At 41.9% G+C, this 22,149-nt stretch carries 22 protein-coding genes; 11 read left to right on the top strand and 11 right to left on the bottom strand.

Annotated elements, in window-relative coordinates:
• Nucleotides 1-112: 112 nt before the first annotated feature.
• Both VB740_RS20820 and VB740_RS20815 read left to right on the top strand, forming a co-directional pair.
• Nucleotides 113-1,375: a cysteine desulfurase gene (locus VB740_RS20820; protein WP_323201820.1), complete on the top strand. Its 1,263-nt coding sequence runs from the start codon at nucleotides 113-115 to the stop codon at nucleotides 1,373-1,375.
• A gap of 219 nt (nucleotides 1,376-1,594) precedes the next feature.
• Nucleotides 1,595-2,227: a Uma2 family endonuclease gene (locus VB740_RS20815; RefSeq protein WP_323201819.1), complete on the top strand. Its 633-nt coding sequence runs from the start codon at nucleotides 1,595-1,597 to the stop codon at nucleotides 2,225-2,227.
• A gap of 23 nt (nucleotides 2,228-2,250) precedes the next feature.
• Here the strand turns inward: VB740_RS20815 and VB740_RS20810 are convergent, their stop codons facing one another.
• Nucleotides 2,251-3,378, bottom strand: coding sequence for a ParB/RepB/Spo0J family partition protein (locus VB740_RS20810; protein ID WP_323201818.1), 1,128 nt, complete (start codon nucleotides 3,376-3,378; stop codon nucleotides 2,251-2,253).
• Nucleotides 3,379-3,664: 286 nt separating this feature from the next.
• Here VB740_RS20810 and VB740_RS20805 point away from each other — a divergent pair, with 286 nt between their 5' ends.
• Together VB740_RS20805 and VB740_RS20800 are read left to right on the top strand one after the other, a co-directional pair.
• The gene (locus VB740_RS20805; protein WP_323201817.1) at nucleotides 3,665-3,886 is read left to right on the top strand and encodes an addiction module protein; all 222 of its coding nucleotides are present in this window, start codon (nucleotides 3,665-3,667) and stop codon (nucleotides 3,884-3,886) included.
• Nucleotides 3,883-4,182, top strand: coding sequence for a type II toxin-antitoxin system RelE/ParE family toxin (locus tag VB740_RS20800; protein ID WP_323201816.1), 300 nt, complete (start codon nucleotides 3,883-3,885; stop codon nucleotides 4,180-4,182). Before VB740_RS20805 ends, VB740_RS20800 begins: the two co-directional genes overlap by 4 nt.
• Nucleotides 4,183-4,285: 103 nt before the next feature.
• Here the strand turns inward: VB740_RS20800 and VB740_RS20795 are convergent, their stop codons facing one another.
• Nucleotides 4,286-4,984, bottom strand: coding sequence for a Uma2 family endonuclease (locus tag VB740_RS20795; RefSeq protein ID WP_323201848.1), 699 nt, complete (start codon nucleotides 4,982-4,984; stop codon nucleotides 4,286-4,288).
• Between the two features lie 214 nt (nucleotides 4,985-5,198).
• Here VB740_RS20795 and VB740_RS20790 point away from each other — a divergent pair, with 214 nt between their 5' ends.
• The 5 genes from VB740_RS20790 (at nucleotide 5,199) to VB740_RS20770 (ending at nucleotide 11,383) form a co-directional block, all read left to right on the top strand.
• Nucleotides 5,199-6,773, top strand: coding sequence for a type II CAAX endopeptidase family protein (locus VB740_RS20790; RefSeq protein ID WP_323201815.1), 1,575 nt, complete (start codon nucleotides 5,199-5,201; stop codon nucleotides 6,771-6,773).
• 617 nt (nucleotides 6,774-7,390) lie between these two features.
• Nucleotides 7,391-7,666 (top strand): TM2 domain-containing protein, encoded by a 276-nt coding sequence (locus VB740_RS20785; protein WP_323201814.1) that lies wholly within the window; start codon nucleotides 7,391-7,393, stop codon nucleotides 7,664-7,666.
• Nucleotides 7,667-7,843: 177 nt separating this feature from the next.
• On the top strand, nucleotides 7,844-8,053 hold the full coding sequence (locus tag VB740_RS20780) for a hypothetical protein (RefSeq protein WP_323201813.1): 210 nt from the start codon (nucleotides 7,844-7,846) through the stop codon (nucleotides 8,051-8,053).
• Between the two features lie 135 nt (nucleotides 8,054-8,188).
• A complete protein-coding gene (locus VB740_RS20775) occupies nucleotides 8,189-10,684 on the top strand; it encodes a heavy metal translocating P-type ATPase (RefSeq protein WP_323201812.1) in 2,496 nt (831 codons plus the stop codon).
• Between the two features lie 201 nt (nucleotides 10,685-10,885).
• A complete protein-coding gene (locus VB740_RS20770; RefSeq protein ID WP_323201811.1) occupies nucleotides 10,886-11,383 on the top strand; it encodes an FHA domain-containing protein in 498 nt (165 codons plus the stop codon).
• A 67-nt stretch (nucleotides 11,384-11,450) separates the two neighbouring features.
• Here the strand turns inward: VB740_RS20770 and VB740_RS20765 are convergent, their stop codons facing one another.
• Nucleotides 11,451-11,798: a hypothetical protein gene (locus VB740_RS20765; protein WP_323201810.1), complete on the bottom strand. Its 348-nt coding sequence runs from the start codon at nucleotides 11,796-11,798 to the stop codon at nucleotides 11,451-11,453.
• A 184-nt stretch (nucleotides 11,799-11,982) separates the two neighbouring features.
• Between VB740_RS20765 and VB740_RS20760 the strand changes: the two genes are divergently transcribed.
• A complete protein-coding gene (locus VB740_RS20760) occupies nucleotides 11,983-12,903 on the top strand; it encodes a TIGR01777 family oxidoreductase (RefSeq protein WP_323201809.1) in 921 nt (306 codons plus the stop codon).
• 488 nt (nucleotides 12,904-13,391) lie between these two features.
• Here VB740_RS20760 and VB740_RS20755 read toward each other — a convergent pair whose 3' ends face one another.
• The 3 genes from VB740_RS20755 to VB740_RS20745 form a co-directional block, all read right to left on the bottom strand.
• Nucleotides 13,392-13,643, bottom strand: coding sequence for a hypothetical protein (locus tag VB740_RS20755; protein ID WP_323201808.1), 252 nt, complete (start codon nucleotides 13,641-13,643; stop codon nucleotides 13,392-13,394).
• Nucleotides 13,644-13,757: 114 nt separating this feature from the next.
• Entirely contained in the window at nucleotides 13,758-14,180 is a 423-nt protein-coding gene (locus VB740_RS20750; RefSeq protein ID WP_323201807.1) for a hypothetical protein, read from the bottom strand.
• Between the two features lie 127 nt (nucleotides 14,181-14,307).
• Nucleotides 14,308-14,664 (bottom strand): iron-sulfur cluster assembly accessory protein, encoded by a 357-nt coding sequence (locus VB740_RS20745; protein ID WP_323201806.1) that lies wholly within the window; start codon nucleotides 14,662-14,664, stop codon nucleotides 14,308-14,310.
• Nucleotides 14,665-14,991: 327 nt separating this feature from the next.
• On the opposite strand from VB740_RS20745, the gene VB740_RS20740 reads away from it, so the two are divergent.
• On the top strand, nucleotides 14,992-16,632 hold the full coding sequence (locus VB740_RS20740; RefSeq protein ID WP_323201805.1) for a DUF6930 domain-containing protein: 1,641 nt from the start codon (nucleotides 14,992-14,994) through the stop codon (nucleotides 16,630-16,632).
• 160 nt (nucleotides 16,633-16,792) lie between these two features.
• On the opposite strand, the gene VB740_RS20735 is transcribed toward VB740_RS20740, so the two are convergent.
• The 5 genes from VB740_RS20735 to VB740_RS20715 form a co-directional block, all read right to left on the bottom strand.
• Nucleotides 16,793-17,221 (bottom strand): CUE domain-containing protein, encoded by a 429-nt coding sequence (locus VB740_RS20735; RefSeq protein ID WP_323201804.1) that lies wholly within the window; start codon nucleotides 17,219-17,221, stop codon nucleotides 16,793-16,795.
• Between the two features lie 19 nt (nucleotides 17,222-17,240).
• Complete coding sequence (locus tag VB740_RS20730; protein ID WP_323201803.1) at nucleotides 17,241-17,660, bottom strand: PIN domain-containing protein; 420 nt, start codon at nucleotides 17,658-17,660, stop codon at nucleotides 17,241-17,243.
• A complete protein-coding gene (locus tag VB740_RS20725; protein WP_323201802.1) occupies nucleotides 17,657-17,929 on the bottom strand; it encodes a hypothetical protein in 273 nt (90 codons plus the stop codon). The genes VB740_RS20730 and VB740_RS20725 overlap by 4 nt, the downstream gene beginning before the upstream one ends.
• A gap of 47 nt (nucleotides 17,930-17,976) precedes the next feature.
• Nucleotides 17,977-18,195: a hypothetical protein gene (locus VB740_RS20720; RefSeq protein ID WP_323201801.1), complete on the bottom strand. Its 219-nt coding sequence runs from the start codon at nucleotides 18,193-18,195 to the stop codon at nucleotides 17,977-17,979.
• 291 nt (nucleotides 18,196-18,486) lie between these two features.
• The gene (locus tag VB740_RS20715; RefSeq protein ID WP_323201800.1) at nucleotides 18,487-22,089 is read right to left on the bottom strand and encodes a tetratricopeptide repeat protein; all 3,603 of its coding nucleotides are present in this window, start codon (nucleotides 22,087-22,089) and stop codon (nucleotides 18,487-18,489) included.
• Nucleotides 22,090-22,149 lie beyond the last annotated feature (60 nt).

Genomic DNA, 22,149 nt, shown 5'->3' with positions numbered 1-22,149 from the left:
AATCCAAAGTCTAAAAAGATTCCAAGCCTTAATCCGAATTTTAGATTTTAGCTGAAATTTTCCAATCTAAAATCTAAAATCCAAAATCCAAAATTGTTTGACTAATCTACCAATGACTTTCACTCCTACCAAAACCCTTGCTGATAAAGTTCGCGCTGACTTCCCGATATTGCATCAGGAAGTCAATGAGAAACCCTTGGTTTATCTCGATAATGCTGCGACATCGCAAAAGCCTTTGTTCGTATTAAATACTCTACGGGACTATTACGAGCAATATAATGCTAACGTGCATCGAGGTGCCCATTCTCTGAGTGCTAAAGCTACTGATGCTTATGAAGGTGCTAGAGATAAAGTTGCCAAATTTATCAATGCTGCATCGCGTCAGGAAATTGTCTACACCCGCAACGCAAGTGAGGCGATTAACCTAGTAGCCTACAGTTGGGGAATGAATAACTTACAGCCGGGAGATGAAATTATTCTCTCGGTGATGGAACACCACAGTAATATTGTGCCTTGGCAATTGGTGGCACAAAAAACGGGTGCAGTACTGAAATTTGTAGAATTAACACCAGAAGAAACTTTTGATTTAGAACAGTTTAAAAAGCTGATTTCTGAAAAAACAAAGTTAGTGTCAGTGGTGCATATTTCTAATACTTTGGGTTGTATTAACCCAGTGGAAGAAATTGGTGCGATCGCACACAGCTACGGTGCTAAATTCTTAGTTGATGCTTGCCAAAGTGTTCCCCACTACCCTGTAGATGTGCAGAAAATAGATTGTGACTGGTTGGTAGCTTCCGGTCATAAAATGTGCGCCCCAACTGGGATAGGATTTCTGTATGGCAAGTTGGAATTGTTAGAATCAATGCCACCATTTTTTGGCGGTGGTGAGATGATTGCAGAGGTGTATTTAGACTATTCCACCTACGCAGAATTACCGCATAAATTTGAAGCTGGGACACCTGCAATTGGAGAAGCGATCGCACTTGGTGCTGCGATAGATTATCTTAGCAGTATCGGCATGGATAAAATCCACGCCTACGAAGCAGAATTAACGGCTTATTTGTTCCAACAATTAGAGCAAATTCCCCAAATTAGAATTTACGGCCCCAAACCAAATGCGAAAGGTGAAGGTAGAGCCGCTCTTGCCTCATTCACCGCCGGAGAAGTCCACGCTAACGATTTATCTACATTATTAGATCAAGAAGGCGTTGCTATCCGTTCTGGACACCACTGCACACAACCATTACACCGTTACTTAGGTCTTGCTGCAACGGCACGAGCAAGTTTATCTTTCTACAACACCCGCGAGGAAATTGATATTTTCATCAAAGCACTGAAAGAAACTCTCGATTTTTTTGCAGGTTTCCTTGCTTAAATTTACAAAATATTCAGATACTAATTGTGCCAAATATCAGCAACACATTTTGCTAATAGTTGGCACAATTTAATTATGTGGATTATTTACAGGAGTAACTAAAGTTTTTGAAGCTCATTGGGCAAGTGATTGAAATTGACTGGAGCGAGTATTATATTAATAACATAGGTAAAATTATCGAGATTTTATCTAACATCCTGACAGAAGAAGTATTGTAATATGCTTGTAAAGTCAACGGTTGGTGAACAAAGAACAGTGCTACATAACATTAGCTGGGAAACCTTTGAAGCCTTGCTGAGGGATACAGGTGAAGATAGAGGTTCTCGCTTTGCTTATGACTGCGGTGTTTTAGAAATCATGACTCCACTTTTTGAACACGAAAATCCTAAAATTCAGTTTGACCGATTGATATTCGCTTTAGCAGTGGAATTAAAAATTAAAATTAGAAGTGCTGGTTCTACAACATTAAAACGTAAACCAATAACAAAGGGAATAGAACCCGATACTTGCTATTATATTCAAAATGAGCCACTAATTAGAGGTAAGCAAGAATTAGATTTAACAACAGATCCAGCACCAGATTTAGCAGTTGAAATTGATATTACTAGCAGTTCTGTTAATAAGCTTAATATTTATGCGGCTTTAGGTGTAGCAGAATTATGGAGATATGACGGTGAAGTTTTAAAATTTTATCAGCTAGTAGAAAGCCAATATATTGAAATTAAGTCGAGTATTGCTTTTCCTTTAATTTCTGTTAGTGATATGAATAGATTTATCCAGCAAAGTAAAACTATGGATGAAATTGATTTGGTGCAATCCTTCCGCGCTTGGGTGCAGGGGAAGATAGGTTAAAGTGTACCTAATTGATAAATATATTAGATTGAGTTTTTAATTGTACTTAGGTTCTCAGATAATCTATTAATAGCATCTAATTCGGTACCATATTTTATAATAGCTTCCCATTCTTGAGCTAAATCTTCAAGCACTATCCAATTACATTTTTTATTCATCTTAAGAGCCTGAAAACTGGGTCTAGACAATTCCTTTTTAACTTTTTCAACACGCGACTGAGGAATGACTACATAAAGTGGAAAATTCAAATTTGGAACAAGGGCAACTAAATCTGCCAGTCTTAATAAACCTGAGTAAATAGACGTAGTACATTCAACCTCGAAAGCTGCTGTAATCTGGTTATCACCACTAAGCCAAACCACATCAATAAGCGCAACTGTTTTTTGTGCATTATCACGAATTCCTAATTGTGGCAAAGAATCCATACTCAAGCTGCCTAATTCTTGTTTCTCCCATATACGTGAGCGATCATTAGAAGCAATCCACACTGAGCCACAAAGCTTTTGACCTAACTTAGCTAATATCCACTGCATTTGTGTATGTTGTGTTTCGCTATGTTGTGTTTCACTAGTATTTTCAATACTGGTAATCATTTTGAAAGCTGCATTTACACTTTTGTGGTTCAATTTCTTTCGTAATGCCTCTGCTTTTGCAAGATTACCAACTAAAAGTGCCTCATCAATAGCTGATAGGACTTTACGAGCCTTTTCATAATTAATACCACTTCCTATACCAACCCTCTTTGCTATGACATCCCTAGTACTTCCTACGCCAGATCCTTTACTTCCCTGACGCTGACGAGAGTTAGTTCGCTCAATAGCTTCCCAAGTTAATCCTTCTCGGCATTTTTGCTCTATAGATTTTTCTCTGTTAGCATTCTCCAGTAAAAGAGCTTCTAATTCAGCGATTTCATCAGTAAACTCTTTTTCTTCAATGGGAACTGTTACCCAACCTAGATATGACACCGCTTTCCAACGCCGATGTCCACTGATGATTGTACCCTCTGGTGTAACAATAAGCGGTTTGACCCATTTAGACCTTTCAATATCTTGAGCTAGTTGCTCAATATCTTCGTCGCCGTAAATACCTTCATTTTTTGGATGTGGATGAAGTTCAACAATCTTGCGTTCTTTAATCTGAATGTTTGCCATTTAGTCTAATTACGAAGTCGCACTGTGTCTGATGTACTACTCTAATCTAACAGTGGTATTAATGTATCAAAAAGAGCAAAGAATCAAAATATATTGCTTGTTTGAGTCTAAAAGGCGATCGCACCCTCATTTCTTAACGTCATGCAAGTGAAATTACTGCACTGTTTACTAGCTGCTAGAAAATTTACCGAATCAGGTAAACTTGATGCTTTACTTTATTGTGAATAAGATAAGTAATTTACAATCTAAAATAAGATTATATTGAGCAACTACATTAACAAAAACCATGCACCCCATATTAAAAGTCGATATTTCCGAACTAAGTGTATCTGAACGTATACAGCTTGCCGAAGATTTATGGGACAGCATTCTTACTACACCCGATGAAGTTCCTCTCAACGATGAGCAAAAACAAGAATTAGATAGACGCTTGGAGATGCATAGCCAAGGCCCAAACCGAGGTTCAACCTGGCAATCAGTGAAGCAAAGACTAGGTTTACCTGAATGAGCTATCAGTTAATAATTAGTCCAGAAGCAGAACTGGATATTCAAGATGCTTTTGAATGGTATGAACAACGTAATTCTGGAGTAGGTTCGGAGTTTGTACGTGCAGTTGATAGCTGTTTAGCATTAATTGGACGCAACCCTTCAGCTTATCCAGTGGTGTATCGACAAGCGCGGCGATTATTAATACGTAGGTTTCCCTATGGTGTTATTTATGTTGTAGAAGAAAATGTTATCACTGTCATTGCTTGTTACCACGTCAAACGTAATCCTAAACAATGGCAGAGCAGGAATATTTGAACGCTTTTATGTTCTCGCCTACAATCACCTGAACCATCTATAATTCCTGTTCTAAAATAAGCCATTAGTAACAGTGCAATCAAAGCGATCGCACCTCACAAAATCAACTCAAAGAATCTGGATCTATCCCTAACTTTCGCAATTCTTCTGCTAGCCTTTGAGTGCGTTGTTCAGCAGTGGTAGCGCGTTGTTCAGCAGCGATCGCTCGTTCTTCTGGTGTTAAATATCTGACTCCTTGTTTGTCATACCAATACAACCAATCCCGCGTAATTCCCTGATAGGTTCCCCGTTCATGACCAATTCCTAAACCTATCTCTGATAACCAAACAGGATTTCCTCGCTGCAATACATATTCACCATTTACTAATCGATAAACTTCTAAAGGCGCTTTTCTACGGCGTTGGGGATTGTAAACAACATAATACAAAATCTCCATCTCAGCATACATTTTCTTTTTGCTGCTATATTCCCCACGCCGTTTATGAGAAACAACTTCTAATGCCATAATTGGCATCACCTTTTCTTCCCACAACACATAACTTAAACGCAAGTTCTCATCAAAAACTCGCTCAACTCCTAAACTTAAAAACCCATCGGGTACAATCGGCGGTAGTTCAGGATCGTAATATATCCCCATATCAACTCCAAAAAACCAATCCATCCGGTTTGTCCATAACCAAGCGAGGATGGCTTTGAGTAAACTGGGAATTAAATCTTGTAGCTCATTGTCCACAGGTGTATAGTCCGAGTCGGGCAGATCCTCGGCGGAGGGTAAGCAGTGCAATGGGTTGTAATTTAACATGGTGGGTGCGTAGGCATAGCCCGTCGTAGACATCGCAAACTTATAATATTGATGATATCTATCCACCTCTGACAAGCCCCGAAATTTATTTATGAGATTATTAATTTTGAATTTTGAATTTTGAATTTTGAATTCGGAGCGAAGCGACGTGACTTTTTCTTGCGATAATTCCCAAGGGGGACGCGCTCCCCACTGGTTAGTCAAAGGTGGATAGATGACACTCAAGCGGTTAGTTTTAATTTTTGTGCTGACGCCGATAGCAGTTCTGTTGGCAGTCTCGGCTTTATTCGGTAGTTGGCAAGAACCTCAGTTCCAAAGTCGCCTGGAACTATACCAAACCAATATTGCTCTACAAGCCCAAGCTTGGCAATCAGAAGATAGTAGCGATCGCAATCTCCAGGCGGTTCAGGAAGCAATACTTGGTGAGCAACCTCTGGAAAGTGCGACAAAGCAGTATCAAGAGGCGCGTCAATCAGTTCAAGCTAATTTAGATAAAGTTAACAATAAACTTGCACAATTACGCTCTCAACCTGAAATAACTCCTATACCTCCGAAACCTCTACCTGAGGTTCCTCCGACTGTTAAAACTTCTAAACAGGGACAGCAACAGTTACAGCAGTCCCTCCAGCAATTGCAAAAACTACTGGCTGAATTAGACCTGCGGCTGGGAATTTTACAAGCACAGCAAGGACAGACGGATACGGCTCTCAAAACTTGGAGCGAATTACAACAACGCTCAGATATCAATCCAGAATTTGGAGAAACCGCAGCTGTATTAAGTGGACTGTGGAGCAATCCTCCCCGTCTGCTCCAAGATTCTCAAGAACGGATTCAAAAGAATTTAGAAGGTTGGTTTCGCTCTACTGCTTTGGTTCAACTATACCAACTCCAGCAACGACAAGATGCTTTATTGGCAGTTAAAGCTGCACAACAAGAAGCTGCTAGTCAAGCAGTGTTGAAATTAGCGGTTATTGGCACTATTCCCACCTTGGCAGCTTTAATTGGTCTAATACTGCTGATTTCCTTATTTGCTCAACGCGTGTTGAAAGGAAAAGCCTCGTTACTAGCTCAAAATGCTGATGTCCTTTGGTCAACGCCTTGGGATGGTGAAACGATTTTGCAGGTTTTTATCGTCGGCTTTTTCTTCATGGGGCAAATTTTTGTCCCTTTAGTGCTATCACTGCTCCCCATCCCTCGTCCTGTAGGTGATGTGCGACTTCAGGCTTTTTATGTTTTGGTTAGTTACTTACTGGTAGCATCGGGTGCGCTGTTAGTGCTGTATTTATCTCTCAAGCGCTTTTTTCCACTACCGGAATTTTGGTTTCGCTTCCGTTTTCAAGATAAGTGGTTTTTGTGGGGACTGGGAGGCTATTGCGCGGCTTTACCTATAGTTGTGGTGGTATCTTTGATCAATCAACAGCTATGGCAAGGACAGGGTGGTAGTAATCCTCTGTTGCAACTAGCGCTGGAAAGCCAAGATGGTGTAGCACTTGGCATATTCTTCTCCACAGCAGCGATCGCAGCTCCATTTTTTGAAGAAATTCTATTTCGCGGCTTTTTGTTACCTTCTCTAACTCGTTACTTACCCGTGTGGGGATCGATTCTAATCAGTAGTTTATTGTTTGCGATCGCTCACCTCAGCTTGTCGGAAATCCTGCCACTGACCGCATTGGGGATCGTTTTAGGAGTAGTTTACACGCGATCGCGCAATCTCCTTGCTCCTATGCTCCTCCACAGCCTCTGGAATAGTGGTACATTATTAAGTCTGTTTGTTTTAGGTAGCAATTGATGCTAATTCTATACTGTTGCCATAAACAAAAATATTTGCTTTTATCTCCATAAGTAGGGAAATATTTACTATTTATAATTGGTTTTTAAGCATAAATACTAGCTAAAAACCCAATTAAGATAACGGCAAAAGCAAATCAAAGAATGCTATTAACATAGACAACAAACTATCTAGTTAAGTATTTATTCTCATCCGGGCGATTTTAGCCAGCAACGGGTCTTGTAATTGGTGCGATGTCGGTTTCACGCCCGCTGGACGTGATGCCTACGCCTACGCAAAAAAATCCGGAAATAATACTGACGGACTTGTAAAAAGTAGTGTAGCAGTTTTTGCTGATTATTGAGGTTCATTAGTTCTCAAGATCAATGTCTTACTTAAAAATCTGCAAAACTGCCGCATCAGGGCTTGCAATCATCAAATCCACCAAAAGTTATTAAGGAGCGCCAGATTTTCCGGCTATGCCGCAAAAAATTTTAGCGTTACCTCTGGATTTATCTTGGGGCTTACTTTTACTGTAAAAATTAAAAATCTATTTATTAAGCAAGTAAATGTATTTGCTTTGATTACAATAAAGACTTTATTTTTATACTTCACTTATCAAGGAGCAGCACTTAAATATGTCAAATTTCAACCCTAGTCACCCTACCAAACAACTTCTAGCTGGTTACTGTGGCATTATCCTTGGAGGATTTGGGGTTCATAAATTTATTCTAGGATACGCTCCAGAAGGCTTTATCATGTTGGTGATTTCTGTAGTCGGGGGTTCTTTCACCTACGGCATTGCCTTATTAATTATGCAACTTGTAGGTTTAATTGAAGGTATGATCTATTTGAATAAGTCCCCTGAAGAATTTGTAAATACCTACTTTGTAAATAAGCAGGGCTGGTTCTAGTGCAAGAAAGTGGTTCATGCTGGAGGCAGATTACATTTCTTTTTATTGATAAAGAGTTTTTGGTACATACCTCGCCCCTTCTCTAAGGATATCCGACTAACTCAAACCACATCCCTTGCTGACGATGCCCTCAACTTTGCCGTTGGCTAGGCGTGGTTTCTCTTGGACTAATAACCAATGACTAATGACTTTGCGAAGCAGTTTGATATGCTCATTCTCAAACCTAAACAGCTGAACTGGGCAATATTCTTCTTGTTGGGCATAGGCTATTTCAGCGTTATGTCTCATGTAGAAATCAACTATTTCTTAAAAAGCCTGATTGTAATCATGCCAATGCAGGTTGGAGCGATCATTTATGTGACTTATCTACGCTGGAGCCGTCATTGACCCTCAGCGAGATACGATAAATTAATAAATTTAATAGGGTTGACATACAGTCGTAGTTCCATATTTAGCCTACGCTCAAATTAGAGACGCTTTTAGTCAGGCGTTGAATTTCTGTAGCGAATCTAAACACTTGCCATGCAACTTGTCCCAAAAACTCAGCTAGCCCCAGAACTTGAGCCAATCCTAGAGAAAATTATTCTTGATGTTGGAGGTATGAAGTGTGCGGGGTGTGTGAATGCAGTAGAGCGACAGCTAACCCAACATCCAGGAGTCAAGAGTGCCTGTGTGAACCTGGCCACAGAGGTAGCAGTTGTAGAGTCAGAAACTGGTGCAGTAGATGCAGATGCACTGGCACAGCGATTAACAGCCGTTGGATTCCCGACTCAACCCCGAAAAGTTAGCGGCACAGTAGCAGGCGAGATATCTACCTTACCAGACCCAGCAGAACGACAACGCCAAGAAATGCGATCTTCTGTTAGGCAGTTGGCGATCGCTGCAATTTTACTATTATTGTCGGGTAGTGGACATTTTGGTAATCTTGGCAGTTCAGTGCTGCCAGTCCTGAATAACATCTGGTTTCACTGTGGACTGGCGACAGTAGCGCTATTAATTCCCGGTCGCCCGATTTTAGTAGATGGCTGGCTGGGCTGGCGGCGAAATGCGCCTAACATGAACACCCTGGTGGGATTAGGAACGCTGACAGCCTACGTTGCTAGTTTAGTAGCCCTACTATTTCCGCAAATGGGTTGGGAGTGCTTCTTTGACGAACCAGTGATGATGCTGGGCTTTATTCTCTTAGGAAGGACATTAGAGAAGCAAGCTAGAGGTCGCGCCGCTGCTGCATTTAGGAAATTGCTAGCCCTCCAGCCACAGGTAGCGCGATTGATTGCCAACCCAGACAAAGGAGGAATGGGATTTTCTAGCGTAGAGATTCCTGCTGAACAGGTGCGTGTTGGTGAATGGGTACAAGTACTGCCAGGTGATAAAATCCCTGTCGATGGTGAAGTGGTGGTTGGTAAAACAACAGTGGATGAATCCATGCTGACTGGGGAAGCTGTGCCAGTAATTAAGCAACCAGGCGACCCGGTAACAGGAGGTACATTAAACCAATCAGGAGCGATCGCTATTCAGACAACCCGAACTGGAAGTGATACAACTCTAGCTCGAATTGTCACCCTAGTAGAAGCCGCCCAAACTCGGAAAGCGCCAGTACAAAAATTAGCAGATACAGTAGCTGGTTACTTTACTTACGGGGTGCTGACAGCATCTATATTGACATTTGGCTTTTGGTACTTTTTCGGTACTCACATTTGGGCTGATGTCAGCATGTCTGGTGCTGGTGGCATGGAAATGATGAGCCACGCTACACATGAAGCTCCCCATTCCCCTTTATTAATTAGTTTAAAACTAGCGATCGCAGTTATGGTAGTCGCCTGTCCTTGTGCTTTAGGGCTTGCTACCCCAACAGCCATTCTTGTCGGGACTGCTATGGGCGCAGAACGGGGTCTATTAATCAAAGGCGGCGATGTTTTGGAAAAAGTACACCAGTTAAACACCGTAGTCTTTGATAAAACTGGCACTTTGACCACGGGTAATCCTATCGTCACAGATTGTCTATTAATTGAGGAAATGGGGAGTAAGGAACCCCACTCCCCACTCCCCACTCCCTACTCCCTCATTCAACTAGCAGCAGCCGTAGAAAGCGGTACTCACCACCCCCTAGCAAAAGCGATTCAGCAAGAAGCACAGCAGCAACAGTTATCGATTCCAGAGGCTGTGGACTTTCACACTGAACCAGGACTAGGGGTATCTGCTGTGGTAGAGGGTAAAGTTGTACTGTTGGGTAACTGGGACTGGTTAAGTTGGCACGGCGTTGCCATTGACGAAACGGCACAACAAGTAGCACAAGATTTGGCAACAGATGGTAAAACAGTCGTTTGCGTAGCAGTTGGGGGAGCTTTAGCTGGGTTAATTGCTGTTTCTGATACTCTCAGACCAGATGCCCAATCCACCGTAGACAAGCTGCGTCAGATGGGCTTACGGGTAATGCTGCTTAGTGGCGATCGCCTAGAAGCAGCTAGCGCCATAGCCAAACAACTAGGATTAGATAGTGCTGATGTAATAGCGGGTGTTCCTCCAGCGAAAAAAGCAGCTGCAATACAGTCTCTCCAGTTAGAAGGGACAAAGAAAACTTCGCACTCCCCACTCCCCACTCCCCACTCAGTACTCAGTACTCAGCACTCAGCACTCAGCACTCAGCACTCAGTAGTCGCAATGGTAGGAGATGGAATCAACGATGCTCCAGCTTTATCCCAAGCAGATGTAGGAATTGCTTTACACTCCGGGACGGATGTGGCGATGGAAACTGCTGAAATTGTCCTAATGCGCGATCGCTTAAGCGATGTCGTCGAATCTATTCAGCTTAGTCGTGCCACTTTCGATAAAATCCGCCAAAATTTATTCTGGGCTTTTGCATATAATACAGTTGGTATTCCTTTAGCAGCGGGTGTTTTGTTCCCTAGCCTGGGTTTTGTCCTTAACCCATCTGGTGCTGCCGCATTAATGGCTTTTAGCTCTGTTAGTGTCGTCACAAACTCAATATTATTACGGCGATTAGCTCATCACTCGTAAAATCCTCTTTTGCACAGAAAATTTCCATCTCAAGTTAAACTGGGTGGCTATTCAGATTTTACGCAGCCCACCAAGCCTCTTGAGACACTTACCAAAGCTATCATAGCTACTGGAGTAGAACGGCCATGTTCTACTCTTTCAAGGTATTATGCAATTTTAAAGCTTATTTAGATCAGCACCACAGATTTATGGTGCCCGAAAATGACAGGATACGATACTAAGCAAATTTTTATTAATCACAGTTCCAACGATTTGTCAATGGCAGCAGAAACCAATGAAAACCATCTACTGATTATTGAAGACGATCAAGGCCGCAAAGAATTTTCTCTGGAGCACCCCGTCTACTCTATCGGTAGAGACCGCGAATGTAATATCCGTTTGATGTCGCAGTTTGTCTCCCGCCGCCATGCCACATTAGTGAGATTGCCACGAGAGCATAATAGTCACAGCTATTATTACCGGATTGTAGATGGCGATGCCAAAGGTAAGCCTAGTTCCAACGGTTTGATGATTAATGGACGTAAGATACCAGCTCACGATCTCAGAAATGAAGACGAGATAGTTTTTGGCCCTCAAGTACGTGCTATTTATTACCTTTTAAGAAATACTCAGCGTTTGGGACAAACAGATTCGAGTGAGTACGATATTACACTAATAAACCCCGGTATGGCCGAGGATTTAGAGGATGTGGGAGAGTGAATTATAACTACTAATAGCAGTCTGAGAATCCCACGACTTGAAGGCGTGGGAGTGGCAATTCAATCCCCTATCCGGCAAGACTTTCAATCAAATGCCAATGGCGGCTACTTTCAATAGCCTGCTTGATAAATTCAAACATTTGTCGACAGTAATTATCTAGTTGAAGTGGTAGTTCTTCATTTTTAATCACAATGCTCATCCGGGTTTCTGTTTCAGTAGATTTTGATTTATCAATCAATACTTCTACTGTGATCAACTTGGGAAAAGGAACATTGCCCGGAACCTCACGAGCGATAATATAATCGCCAGTGTAGTATTGAATATCCAACTGACAGTCTTGTAGAAGTTCTACAAGTAACGGCAACAAATGGTCACTAGGAACAGAAACAGTAAATGAACCGGTATAGCGAGCCATAATAGCCCCAAGCCTTGCAACACTCTGTCCATCCTATAATACCGAAGCATCTAAACCAAAAGTGATTAAAAAAGCAAAAGCATTACAAGATATGACAGCCACATCTGTTTTATGCATAAGGAAAGTGGCGTAAGCTGGAAGTTTGATCAAAAACTTTACAATAAAGGTTTGGCTGAGGTAAAAAATGAAAGTCGCAATTACCGGAGCAACAGGATTTGTCGGTAGTCGTTTGGTACAACGACTCCACGGGGAAGGTCATCAAATAGTAGTATTAACTCGGAACACCGCCTTTGCTAAAAAGGTTTTTCCATCTGAGGCTTTTCCCAATCTAGAAATTGTTGCCTATACACCAAATGCGTCTGGTTCTTGGCAAAGTGTCATTGCTAGTTGTGATGGTGTAGTTAATCTGGCAGGAGAACCCATTGGTGAAGGACGCTGGACACCGGAACGCAAACAAGAAATCCTCAATAGCCGGAAGCTAGGAACACAAAAAATAGTTGAAGCAATAACCAACGCTAATCCCAAGCCAACTGTGTTAATTAATGCTTCGGCTATTGGCTACTACGGCACTAGTGAAACGGCAATTTTTGATGAAACAAGTCTAGCTGGTAACGATTTTCTCGCGCAAGTTTGCCAAGCCTGGGAAGCAGAGGCCAAAAAGGTAAAAGATGCTGGTGTGCGGCTGGTAATTCTGCGTTTTGGGATTGTTCTAGGTAACGGTGGTGCTTTAGGTAAAATGATTCCGCCTTTCAAACTCTTCGCTGGCGGCCCCATTGGCAGTGGTCGGCAGTGGTTCTCATGGATTCATGTAGACGATTTAGTTAACCTGATTCTGCAAGCTTTAACTAAACCAGAAATAGAAGGTGTATATAATGCTACTGCCCCTAACCCAGTTAGGATGGCAGATTTAAGCCAAACTTTGGGACGAGTCATGAATCGCCCTTCTTGGTTGCCTGTTCCTGCTTTTGCGATCGAAGCTCTTTTAGGAGACGGGGCTATAGTAGTTTTAGAAGGTCAGCAAGTCCTTCCCAAGCGCACAGTGGAAACAGGCTTTGAGTATAAATATACTAATTTGCAATCAGCATTAACACAAATTCTGACATAGAGTCAAGGGGAGTGGGGAGTGGGGGAGGCAGAGGAAGCAGGGGAAGATAAGGGAGATGAGGGGGACAAGGGGACAAAGAGAATAACCGATGCCCAATGCCCAGTACCCAATCCCTTAACTATTGACTAGTTGACATCCTCCCCACCGTGAACGGTCAGGGATTCCTAAGACTCACGACTTAGGTTTCTGTTTCATAGCAACCGCCTCCACCCCCTAAGAGGATTTGGTCTTATGTTCGCTCCACAGACTTTACGACTGCGTGTCCCGCAGCAACTTGAATCTTACAAAATGTTCAGATGTTTGTAACTTAAGGATGAAATCATTGCCTCTCGTTCTTATCCCAGTCTGCCGTCTTTTCTTCGCCGTCAATAGTTTTCTATTGAACTTTGGTGTTAGGCTTTCTGTCTCCGATGTCTGGGTGGGTCAGCGACCACTTTTAATTCTACCATGATACTTGTGATATAAAGCCGTCCTTAAAGGACGGGGTTTTAAACCCCTTTTTTTGATGAAAACTTTTTTGAAACCCAACTGATAATACCGCTGAGAATGGCACCGCCCATGAGGATGCCAATCGCTGGATTAAAAACGGGTAGCCACAGTTTATGCCACAAATCTAAACCCAGGTTTACTCCTACAGAATCACCGATCGCAGCGATCGCTAACCAGACAAAGCCAAACAAAACCAAAAAAACATCTGCGACTAAAATCGTGTTTAACCAATTTAACAGTTTATCTTTCATCTATCGTTTCATCTAAATTGCCCAAAATTTTAGGACTGCTAATTAAGTAAGTTAAAAGTGAGGACTGCCTACTAGAATTTAACTCCTAACTCCTCACTCCTAACTCTTAACTTCTCACTCCTCCAATAGCCAATTTTTGACTTTTGTCAAACTCTGCCAATCTGGTTTTCTACTTAAACCGTCTTCAATACTGGTTTTTATTTCATCGCGCCATTCTGGGTTGACAAAAATTAGCTGCTGTGCAATGTCAATATGTTCTCGTAAACCTTTTTGACCTGTTTCCAGCATTGCTAAGGCGAGATTAACTCTAGCCTGTGGGTCTTGTGGATTTAACTTGACTGCTTTCTGTGCAGCTTTGTAAGCCAAGTTGGGTTTATTATCGAGTAGATATAACCACGCCAAACAAACCCAAGCAGCACTAGTTTTAGGAGCGCGATCGCACACTTCTTTAAACACAGGGATTAAAGAATCTGCTCCTTCTCCTGCTTTATAGCGTTCCAAACCTGTATCAAACAGGGATTCAACTGTATTAGTCATTGGTCATTAGTCATTAGTCATTAGTCATTGGTCATTGGTCATTAGTCATTGGTCATTGGTCATTAGTCATTAGGCAACTGCAAATGATAAACGACAAATGACAAGGGACAAATGACAAATGACAATATTACACCCCAAATGACTTACCGCAACCACAAGTTTGGTTGGCATTGGGGTTAGTGAATTGAAAACCACCGCCAATCATGGCATCGCTGTAATCGAGCATTAAACCGTAGAGATATAATAAACTCTTGCGATCGCTGACAATTTTGAAGCCATCATAATCAAAAACTTCATCCTGCGGGGTGATCTTGCTAGAGTCTTCAAAGTCCATCATGTAAGACATCCCTGAACAGCCACCTTGACGGACTCCTACCCGTAAGCACAAGTCTGTGCCTTGCCTGTCCCGGAGGGATTTTACCTGGTGCAATGCGGCTTCGCTCAACAGAATTCCGCGTTGTTGAGGCTGAATTGCTTGTGTCATCTGCTTTTTAAACTCCTTAATTAGTATAAGCTTTACCCTATATCAGCTTGTTAATGCCTTTGGGTTGCCGTTGGTGTTTTTGTATTCATTCTAGCGGCTTAGATGCCGTTAGATGCCAAATTGTAAACACTCCGTCAAAAGCAGCCAAACATTTTTATTCTAGAATTAGAGACTCAGTGTGTTTATAGATTTGGTATTTTTGGAGTTCAAGCCTGGCGGCAGTCACCAGAAGCAACTATCTTTCCGGTGCAGCCATCAAAACCTAATCTGAGGCTAACTATCCCCCAAAGTTTACTTCCAAATTGCTTCTTTTGATTAACTTACTCTATGACAAGTTTTAATCGCTCTACCAGTCGTCGGTTGAAGAAACTAACTCAAATTCCTTCTGTATGGGAGGGCGATCGTCGTCCGTTGTCATCACCAAGCCAGCACTCAGACTCAGAGGAAAAGGGAGAATGCATCCTTTGGGTAGATTACTCCCAAGGTGTGGTTCGGGGAATGGACGTGGTAGCTTCAGATATCGGCCCAGAAGCAATAGTTCGGACTTTAATGCGAGCAATGGAGCATCCCCACAGTCCGGCAAGACCTGCCAGACCCCAAAGAATTGTAGTTAAAGACCGCGAAATTCAATTTTATCTGCGGGGGGTGCTACAAGATTTAGATATTGCCATTGACTACGCACCAGAACTGCCTTTAATTGACGAACTGTTTCGTGGGTTCGCTGACATCCTCGATAGTCAAACCCCCGACTTACCCCCACAGTATGCACAAATCTTGCGAGAGAAAGCATTTGCAATTTGGCAAGCAGCACCTTGGGAATTTTTGGAAGAACAACAAATTTTGTCAATCGAGATTAATAAGTGGGATGTTGGCACACTCTACGCCTCAGTCATGGGAATGCTGGGAATGGAGTATGGGATTTTGTTTTATCGCTCAGAAGAATCTTTAAAACAGTTTCGCGCCGCAGTTTTAACGGATGAAGAATCAACCGAGCATTTAGAAGAAGCATTCCTCAAGCAAGATTGTCTGTTCCTCACCTTTGAGAGTGCTGATGAAACCGATGAAGATGAGGATGAAGAAGAGGATTTGGCGGATCTGCCATTATCAGAAATTGATCCCACTTTTGGTAATATCCACCCCTTAGAAGGACTACGGTCTGTTTTGTATGACGAAGAAGCACTGGTAATCTTGGTTGCGATCGAAAGTCTGATCCGCTTTATTCGCGATCATCGTCGCCACCTTCATGAGGACATCTTCCCTACCCTCAGCCGTCGCTATCGCATTGCTCTGCCGCATTCGGAAGAATCAACTAAATCTGTGGCTGTGACAGTCTCTACCATGCCACAGTTAGCAGCAGAATTAGAGGACATGGCAGGCTTTGATGTCGATGAAGACGACATGGAAAACCTTGGCTTACCGAATTTTCAATCATTGCAAGATGACTTGATCCCGGAAGACTCTTTCCTCAGCTTAGGTGTAGTGTCTTGGGAAATGTTGGAGTACCTCCGTAAGGGTGTTAGCTACCATCCATCTGGTGAAATTAAACAAGTGGGTGACGGTTTGCCGGTGATTTTAATTCAAACTTCCCGGCCCAAGGCTAAGACTTTAATTGAAAGAATTGAGGCAATAGGCGGACTGAAAGCTATTTGCTTTAATCCAGGTGCCGATCCCTTCGATGGCGATCGCTACGACCTGGGTTTATTGCAAACTCAAAATGGCGAATTGTTCCTATTCGGTGAATTTTTAGATGAAGATCCCGTTCATGTAGAAGCCCGAAAAAAATGGAATCAGCGCTGTAAAAATACTAAGGGATACTGTGGTTTAATCATTGCCAAGGGGTTAACCGGAGCTTCCCGTGGCAATCCTCAGTTACGAGATATGATGGCTTTATTTGAAGCGCGATCGCTTTCACCTAAAGATTTAGGTCTGGGCACTCTTAAACTGATGCCCCAACTCAATTTGGAATAGTTGCAAAAATTCTCGCAATCTTCAATCTCAAATTGTGGCTATAGGAATCTGCTTTAATTATTTTGGGATTACGAGAAAGAAGCTGATGATTTAGTAGCTTTTACTAAATCTCAACTTCATTAGGAATTATTATCTTTGTTCGGTTTTCTTTTTGCTCCCCCTAACTTGCTGGATCAGTATATTTGCAGAGAACATTAATACCAATTTTTAGAATATATAACACGACAATTGTGGCGATCGCTCCATCCATCGGTATTCCATTTACTGCTGCAACTGCCACCAGTGAGCCAATAATGCTATTGAGCAGAGAAGCACTACCAGGGTTCTTGGTGTATTCTTTGATTTTGCCCTGTAAACCATCATCACCACAGATTTCCGCGCGGATTTCATTGAGGGTCAGCTGTAAAAGAGATTTTTTGCCCTTACTATAATCTGTTTTGCCGACTTTCTCTTGCCAAAGTGCATCAAAACTTGCTTCTAGATTGCCATTGTGTTGTTGCAGAGTAGTAAGCGCTTGTTGCGCTGGGGTGTCGTTTGGCAGAAGTTGCTGAAGTTCTTGGATTTCGACAGGAGTTAATTGGGCATTCATATATATTTAACTTAATTATTTATGGAGTATTTGTTAGTTCCTGAATCAACTCTTCAGGTGTGATAATTCTGGGAGTAGCAACTGGAAAATCTCTAGGATTGCGAGTAATAATAGCATCTAAGTGATTGAGTACCGCAGCGCTGTATTGAATAGCGTCTTCAAAATCTCTAAAATTAAGGTTTAGTGCCATGTTGATTGCAGTACTGTCTACAGTAGCGACACGGCAGAAGTTGACCAACTGCCTTAAATAAGTAAGTGTCCACTCTCGACCTCTTGCCCTACGGATGATGTAATACAAATCACTAAAAGTTGAAGCGGAAATATAACCTTCTACCTGTCCTTGCTCAATTAGCACCAACACTTGTTCGCTTGCCTCTAGAAAAGGTTCACGCTCAAGGGCATCATCTACAATAATGTTGGTGTCTAACAAGATTTTCACAGATTATGTTTTTCTTTTAAAGCTTCCCATCTGGCTTGGTCTGGGTCAAAGTCTGGTGGTGTTGGTGGGGCATTTTCAAATAAACCTTCAAATGCTTTGACTTTAGACTTTCTTTTCGGCTTTTCTGGCTGTGACTCAGTAGAAGTTTCCAAGGATGAAACTGGCTGCAAAATAATCACTTCTACCGTCCCAGGAGCAATATTTAGAGGTTCGTCAATAATTAAATGACCTGATTCGTCAATTGTGGCGTTCAGCTTATAGGCTTGCATATTGCTTTTCCTCATCTATATATAATTAAATAATATTTCAGGCAATTTCACAGATTATGTTTCTCCTTTAAAGCTTCCCATCTGGCTTCGTCTGGGTCAAAATCAGAAGGCGTAGGTTGTGTTTTTTCAAACCAGCTTTGCAAAGCTTTAATTTTTGTTTGTCTCTTCGGCTTTTCTGGCTGTGACTCAAAGGATGGAACTGGCTGCAAAATAGTACCTGAATCAACGATCGCAGTTATAAATGAATGTCTTGTCGTCACCAACATTACAATATTAAGGTTTAACGCTATAACATTAAGGCTTAATGCTATAACCTTAAGGCTTAACCTTATAACCTTAAGGCTTAACGCTATAACCTTAAGGCTTAACGTTACAACATTAATCACCAGCATTATAAGATTAAGGCTTAAGGTTACGACATTAAGCCTTAACATTACAACTTTTTGACAAAAGCTTATGCGATCGCTCTTTAGGGTAGTGGGCTGTGTGCGATCGTAACCAATGCTTAAATAAAACTTATGAATGATTTGACTTGGCAATAAATCTTGTACTGCACCCTACGACTCTGTTTCTAGCCTATCTCGCGCTGTCCAAATTGCCTCGCGCATCTCTCCAGTGCATTCTTCACCCGTCGCATCGTGCCAAATGGTTTGAAACTGGCTTTCTTTTAATTGATGGAGCATACGCGCTAAACATTGGATATCTTCATAAATCCATTCTTCATTATGCCGATGCTTAATATCATTACCTAAAACTTGAATATAAAATTGTAAGGCATCAGCGTAATTATTCTGCTGCTCTAAAGTTTTACCATATTCTATGAGTGTTGCCGATACTTTATTCGATATTTTAAGTTCTATTCTAATGTCGAGAGCTTTTTGGAAGTAGGCTATTGCCTCGTCAAAATTACTTTTTAGCTTTGCAACTTCACCCAACCCTTGGTACTCATCTGAAGCATTATACCAATCCTCTTTATCTTCATAAATTTGAAGAGCTTGATAGTAAAGTTGTTTTGCAAAATCTAGATTTCCTTGAAGCTTTGCTACCTCACCTGATTCATGAAAAATAGCAGCAGTAAAATAATCATGTCCCAATTTTTCACAAATATGCAAAGCTTTCTGATAATTTAAAATTGCTTGTGTATAATCTTCTTTATATCGTGCTATTACACCCAGTTCTTGATAAATGCCTGCAAGTCTATATAAGTCTTGAGAATCTTGGTAAATTTGAAAAGCCTTTTGGTAATATTGAGATGCTAACTCAAAATTATATTGTACTCTCGCTGCAACGCCAAGCTCATAATATACACCAGCAGCCTGGTAAAAATCACCAGCATCTTCAAAAATTTTTAGAGCGTTTAGGTAGTAGTGTAAAGCTCTATAAAAATCTCCATCTTCCCTTGCTGCTAGACCTAAATTATAATTAGCAATAGCAATCTCTTTATTTTTAGATGGGTCATTTAACGCAGTTAATTCATCCAAAATTTCTTGATGAATTATCCTAGATTTTTTAGGGTCTCCCAGTCGAACTGCTTCAGTAGCATCAACACCTCGTAAATATATCCAATATTCAAGGGCGCTTTGCCCTTTTGCTTTAGCTTGAACTAAATTCATGCCAATATGACTGAATGCTCTTTGACGCAATGCCAGAAATTCAGTGAAACGACCTAGCTGATCGTAAACCTGTCCCAAAGCTCTTAAAATTACCCGCGCTTCTTCCCAACATTGCGAGTGTTCTGCAATTCTTAGATTTTGCAACAAATTTGGCTCTTCAATTAGCAGAAATATAGTTGCTCGCTCATCATTTTGACATGTTTGTGGATCAAACGCTAAAGCATTAAATGCATAAAAAAGTAATAATTTTTTTTCTAGTTCACTTATAGTAACTTCAGTGTGAAATTGAGATAGACATTGGCGTAGATACCAAGGTAACGCAGGGTGAATTGTATAAACAGTTTCACGAAAATGTTCTAAGATTCCTACTTCTGCTGCTTCTTTAAAAATCCTTAGCCAGTCAGCTTTTTGTAAGTTTTCCCCAAATACAGTTTGATATGCTTGTCCAAAAGACTGATTTAAATTGTTTGAAGAGAAATTAGGAAGACATTCTGCATTAACTCGCTCACAAAACAGCCCCAAAAATGGTAAATGCTGACGTGTTCGTTCCGATAACTTAGGAAAGGAATAATCCAACGACACAGTAAGAGATTTTTCTCTCCCTTCTTCCTCTTGTCCCCTAAAAGTATCCAACCCCCGCCGCAACGCCTCAATTAACTGCACAGGTGTCTGCGTCTTTAAATGCGGCAACACCACCCGCAAAGACAACGGATGTCCCCCCAACAATTTCAACAATTCCAAATACTCTGCTGGCAGGTTCTTTCTCTCCACACCTACCGTTTGCAAAATCTTCGCGGCTAACTCTTGGGCATCCGCTTGAGACAACCCCCGCAAATTAATTAAACTATACCCACAATCCAACCAAGGTTCTTCACGGCGACTGGTAATTAATACCCAAGATTTACCACCCCGCAATTCCTTAAGAAAGTGCTTCAGCTTGTTTCTTTCTTCCCCACTCAATAATGGTTCATTCCCCGTAGGGAAACCGTTGACAGGTTCAAAGTTATCCCAAATCAACAAACAAGGATGAGTTTGCAAATATTCCCGCACCACATCCTCTTGCTTATCTGGCATCATCTGAGAAAATCTCTCACCTCCTAACGCCCTACCAATTTGGTTAATTACCTGACTCAACCCCGCCCCCTGTTCAAAGGAGGTGAAGAACATACCGCCTGTACATCCTTGAGTGTCATTTAACCATCGGGCGAAACCTGCGGCTAACTCAGTTTTACCAACGCCGCCCATTCCCTGCACCAAAACCAGATGATTTTGCCGAAATGCTCTCTCTAAACGCAAAATCTCATAATCTCGCCCAATAAAACCATAAGCACTTTCATCAGGTAAACCTACAGCTTTGCTGCTTTCTGGAGTGTTGTCTGTTTGCGCCATCAAATCGGCAAAACTGGGTGCTGTCTTTTTAGGAACAAAAGGCGTATAGGGTTCCTGCTGATACAACACTGGCACAAGCCAATCTTGTAAAGGTAAATTTCCTTTAGGACTGGGGCGCATTTTGTCAATAGACATGGACTTACGCCCGGCTGCAACGGCTGTGGCGATACACTCTCCCCTGACTAATTCCCCATACAACCGCCCAATAAAGTGTTCTGCACCTTTGGCGTAAACTGAATACGCCATCGCTACCACACCCTTAGCCCCCAATTTCACCAACTGTCCCGCCACTGAAGAAAAAGCTTCTTCGCCTACTTGTCCAGACTTGCAAGCATTCAGCACAAAAATAGGCACACGGCAATCTGTTAAATATTGGGCAATTTCCCTAGCGCTGACAGCTTGCTCATTTCCCTGTTCATCCTCAAAGACTAAAACGCCCTGAGTCTCGCTGTCAAAATTCCCATGTCCATCAAAATGGACGATATGATAAAAACCCTTATGCGCTTGCAGTTCCGCTTCAAATGCTTTCAAGCTAGGAGGACGCAATACCTTAAGATTGACTCGCTGTCGTATCGGTTGCAGCGCCGCTAGCAGTGGACGGGCAATGGTTTTAAAACCTACGTCTTGCTCACCTTCAGGACGGGCAATAACTAGTAAAATATTCAGTTGGTCATCGGGCATTGCTGGCAATGGTGCTTTTACGCCCTGACTGTTGAGACTGCGATACATCCCCGCCAGTGAAGGTGCAAGAAATTGATAATCGGGGGAATATAGCAACTCCCAAGGCAAGTTCAGCACTTCGGCGTTATCAGAAATGATGCCCAGTTCACATTTATCTAGCCCCTCCCGTGTCGCTTCTTGAAAAAACTCTCTTCCTTTCTCTGTGCTGCGAAATACTAGCTCAAATAAATGTTGTCCCCAATGCTGTAATTTTTGTTCAATTTTTACAGCGTTATCTGGAAAAATACCGTAAGGGAACTGTAAATAATCTTCTAAATACCAGCGCAACTCAGCCGCGTTTTCTTCATCAAAGGGTTGCTGGAAGGCGACTTCTGACGCAAGGCGACGAATTTCATATCCGCGTTGCCAAGAAAGTTGGATTTTGTCGTTTTGATGCGTAATCTGCAACCAATTCTGCGCCATAGCTACTGCCAACACTAGTTAATAGACCTCTTGCAAAAGTGCTTTTTGCAAGAGGGGGAAAAGGGTAAAGGTTAA

Source organism: Nostoc sp. UHCC 0251, from assembly GCF_034932245.1.
Taxonomy (GTDB): domain Bacteria; phylum Cyanobacteriota; class Cyanobacteriia; order Cyanobacteriales; family Nostocaceae; genus Nostoc.
This window is presented reverse-complemented; position numbering and strand designations above follow the sequence as displayed.

Excerpts from the sequence above, each read along its gene's own strand:
- VB740_RS20820 (WP_323201820.1), top strand. The coding sequence starts at position 113 with ATGACTTTCACTCCTACCAAAACCCTTGCTGATAAAGTTCGCGCTGAC.
- VB740_RS20815 (WP_323201819.1), top strand. The coding sequence starts at position 1,595 with ATGCTTGTAAAGTCAACGGTTGGTGAACAAAGAACAGTGCTACATAAC.
- VB740_RS20810 (WP_323201818.1), bottom strand. The coding sequence starts at position 3,378 with ATGGCAAACATTCAGATTAAAGAACGCAAGATTGTTGAACTTCATCCA.
- VB740_RS20805 (WP_323201817.1), top strand. The coding sequence starts at position 3,665 with ATGCACCCCATATTAAAAGTCGATATTTCCGAACTAAGTGTATCTGAA.
- VB740_RS20800 (WP_323201816.1), top strand. The coding sequence starts at position 3,883 with ATGAGCTATCAGTTAATAATTAGTCCAGAAGCAGAACTGGATATTCAA.
- VB740_RS20795 (WP_323201848.1), bottom strand. The coding sequence starts at position 4,984 with ATGTTAAATTACAACCCATTGCACTGCTTACCCTCCGCCGAGGATCTG.
- VB740_RS20790 (WP_323201815.1), top strand. The coding sequence starts at position 5,199 with ATGACACTCAAGCGGTTAGTTTTAATTTTTGTGCTGACGCCGATAGCA.
- VB740_RS20785 (WP_323201814.1), top strand. The coding sequence starts at position 7,391 with ATGTCAAATTTCAACCCTAGTCACCCTACCAAACAACTTCTAGCTGGT.
- VB740_RS20780 (WP_323201813.1), top strand. The coding sequence starts at position 7,844 with ATGACTAATGACTTTGCGAAGCAGTTTGATATGCTCATTCTCAAACCT.
- VB740_RS20775 (WP_323201812.1), top strand. The coding sequence starts at position 8,189 with ATGCAACTTGTCCCAAAAACTCAGCTAGCCCCAGAACTTGAGCCAATC.
- VB740_RS20770 (WP_323201811.1), top strand. The coding sequence starts at position 10,886 with ATGACAGGATACGATACTAAGCAAATTTTTATTAATCACAGTTCCAAC.
- VB740_RS20765 (WP_323201810.1), bottom strand. The coding sequence starts at position 11,798 with ATGGCTCGCTATACCGGTTCATTTACTGTTTCTGTTCCTAGTGACCAT.
- VB740_RS20760 (WP_323201809.1), top strand. The coding sequence starts at position 11,983 with ATGAAAGTCGCAATTACCGGAGCAACAGGATTTGTCGGTAGTCGTTTG.
- VB740_RS20755 (WP_323201808.1), bottom strand. The coding sequence starts at position 13,643 with ATGAAAGATAAACTGTTAAATTGGTTAAACACGATTTTAGTCGCAGAT.
- VB740_RS20750 (WP_323201807.1), bottom strand. The coding sequence starts at position 14,180 with ATGACTAATACAGTTGAATCCCTGTTTGATACAGGTTTGGAACGCTAT.
- VB740_RS20745 (WP_323201806.1), bottom strand. The coding sequence starts at position 14,664 with ATGACACAAGCAATTCAGCCTCAACAACGCGGAATTCTGTTGAGCGAA.
- VB740_RS20740 (WP_323201805.1), top strand. The coding sequence starts at position 14,992 with ATGACAAGTTTTAATCGCTCTACCAGTCGTCGGTTGAAGAAACTAACT.
- VB740_RS20735 (WP_323201804.1), bottom strand. The coding sequence starts at position 17,221 with ATGAATGCCCAATTAACTCCTGTCGAAATCCAAGAACTTCAGCAACTT.
- VB740_RS20725 (WP_323201802.1), bottom strand. The coding sequence starts at position 17,929 with ATGCAAGCCTATAAGCTGAACGCCACAATTGACGAATCAGGTCATTTA.
- VB740_RS20720 (WP_323201801.1), bottom strand. The coding sequence starts at position 18,195 with ATGTTGGTGACGACAAGACATTCATTTATAACTGCGATCGTTGATTCA.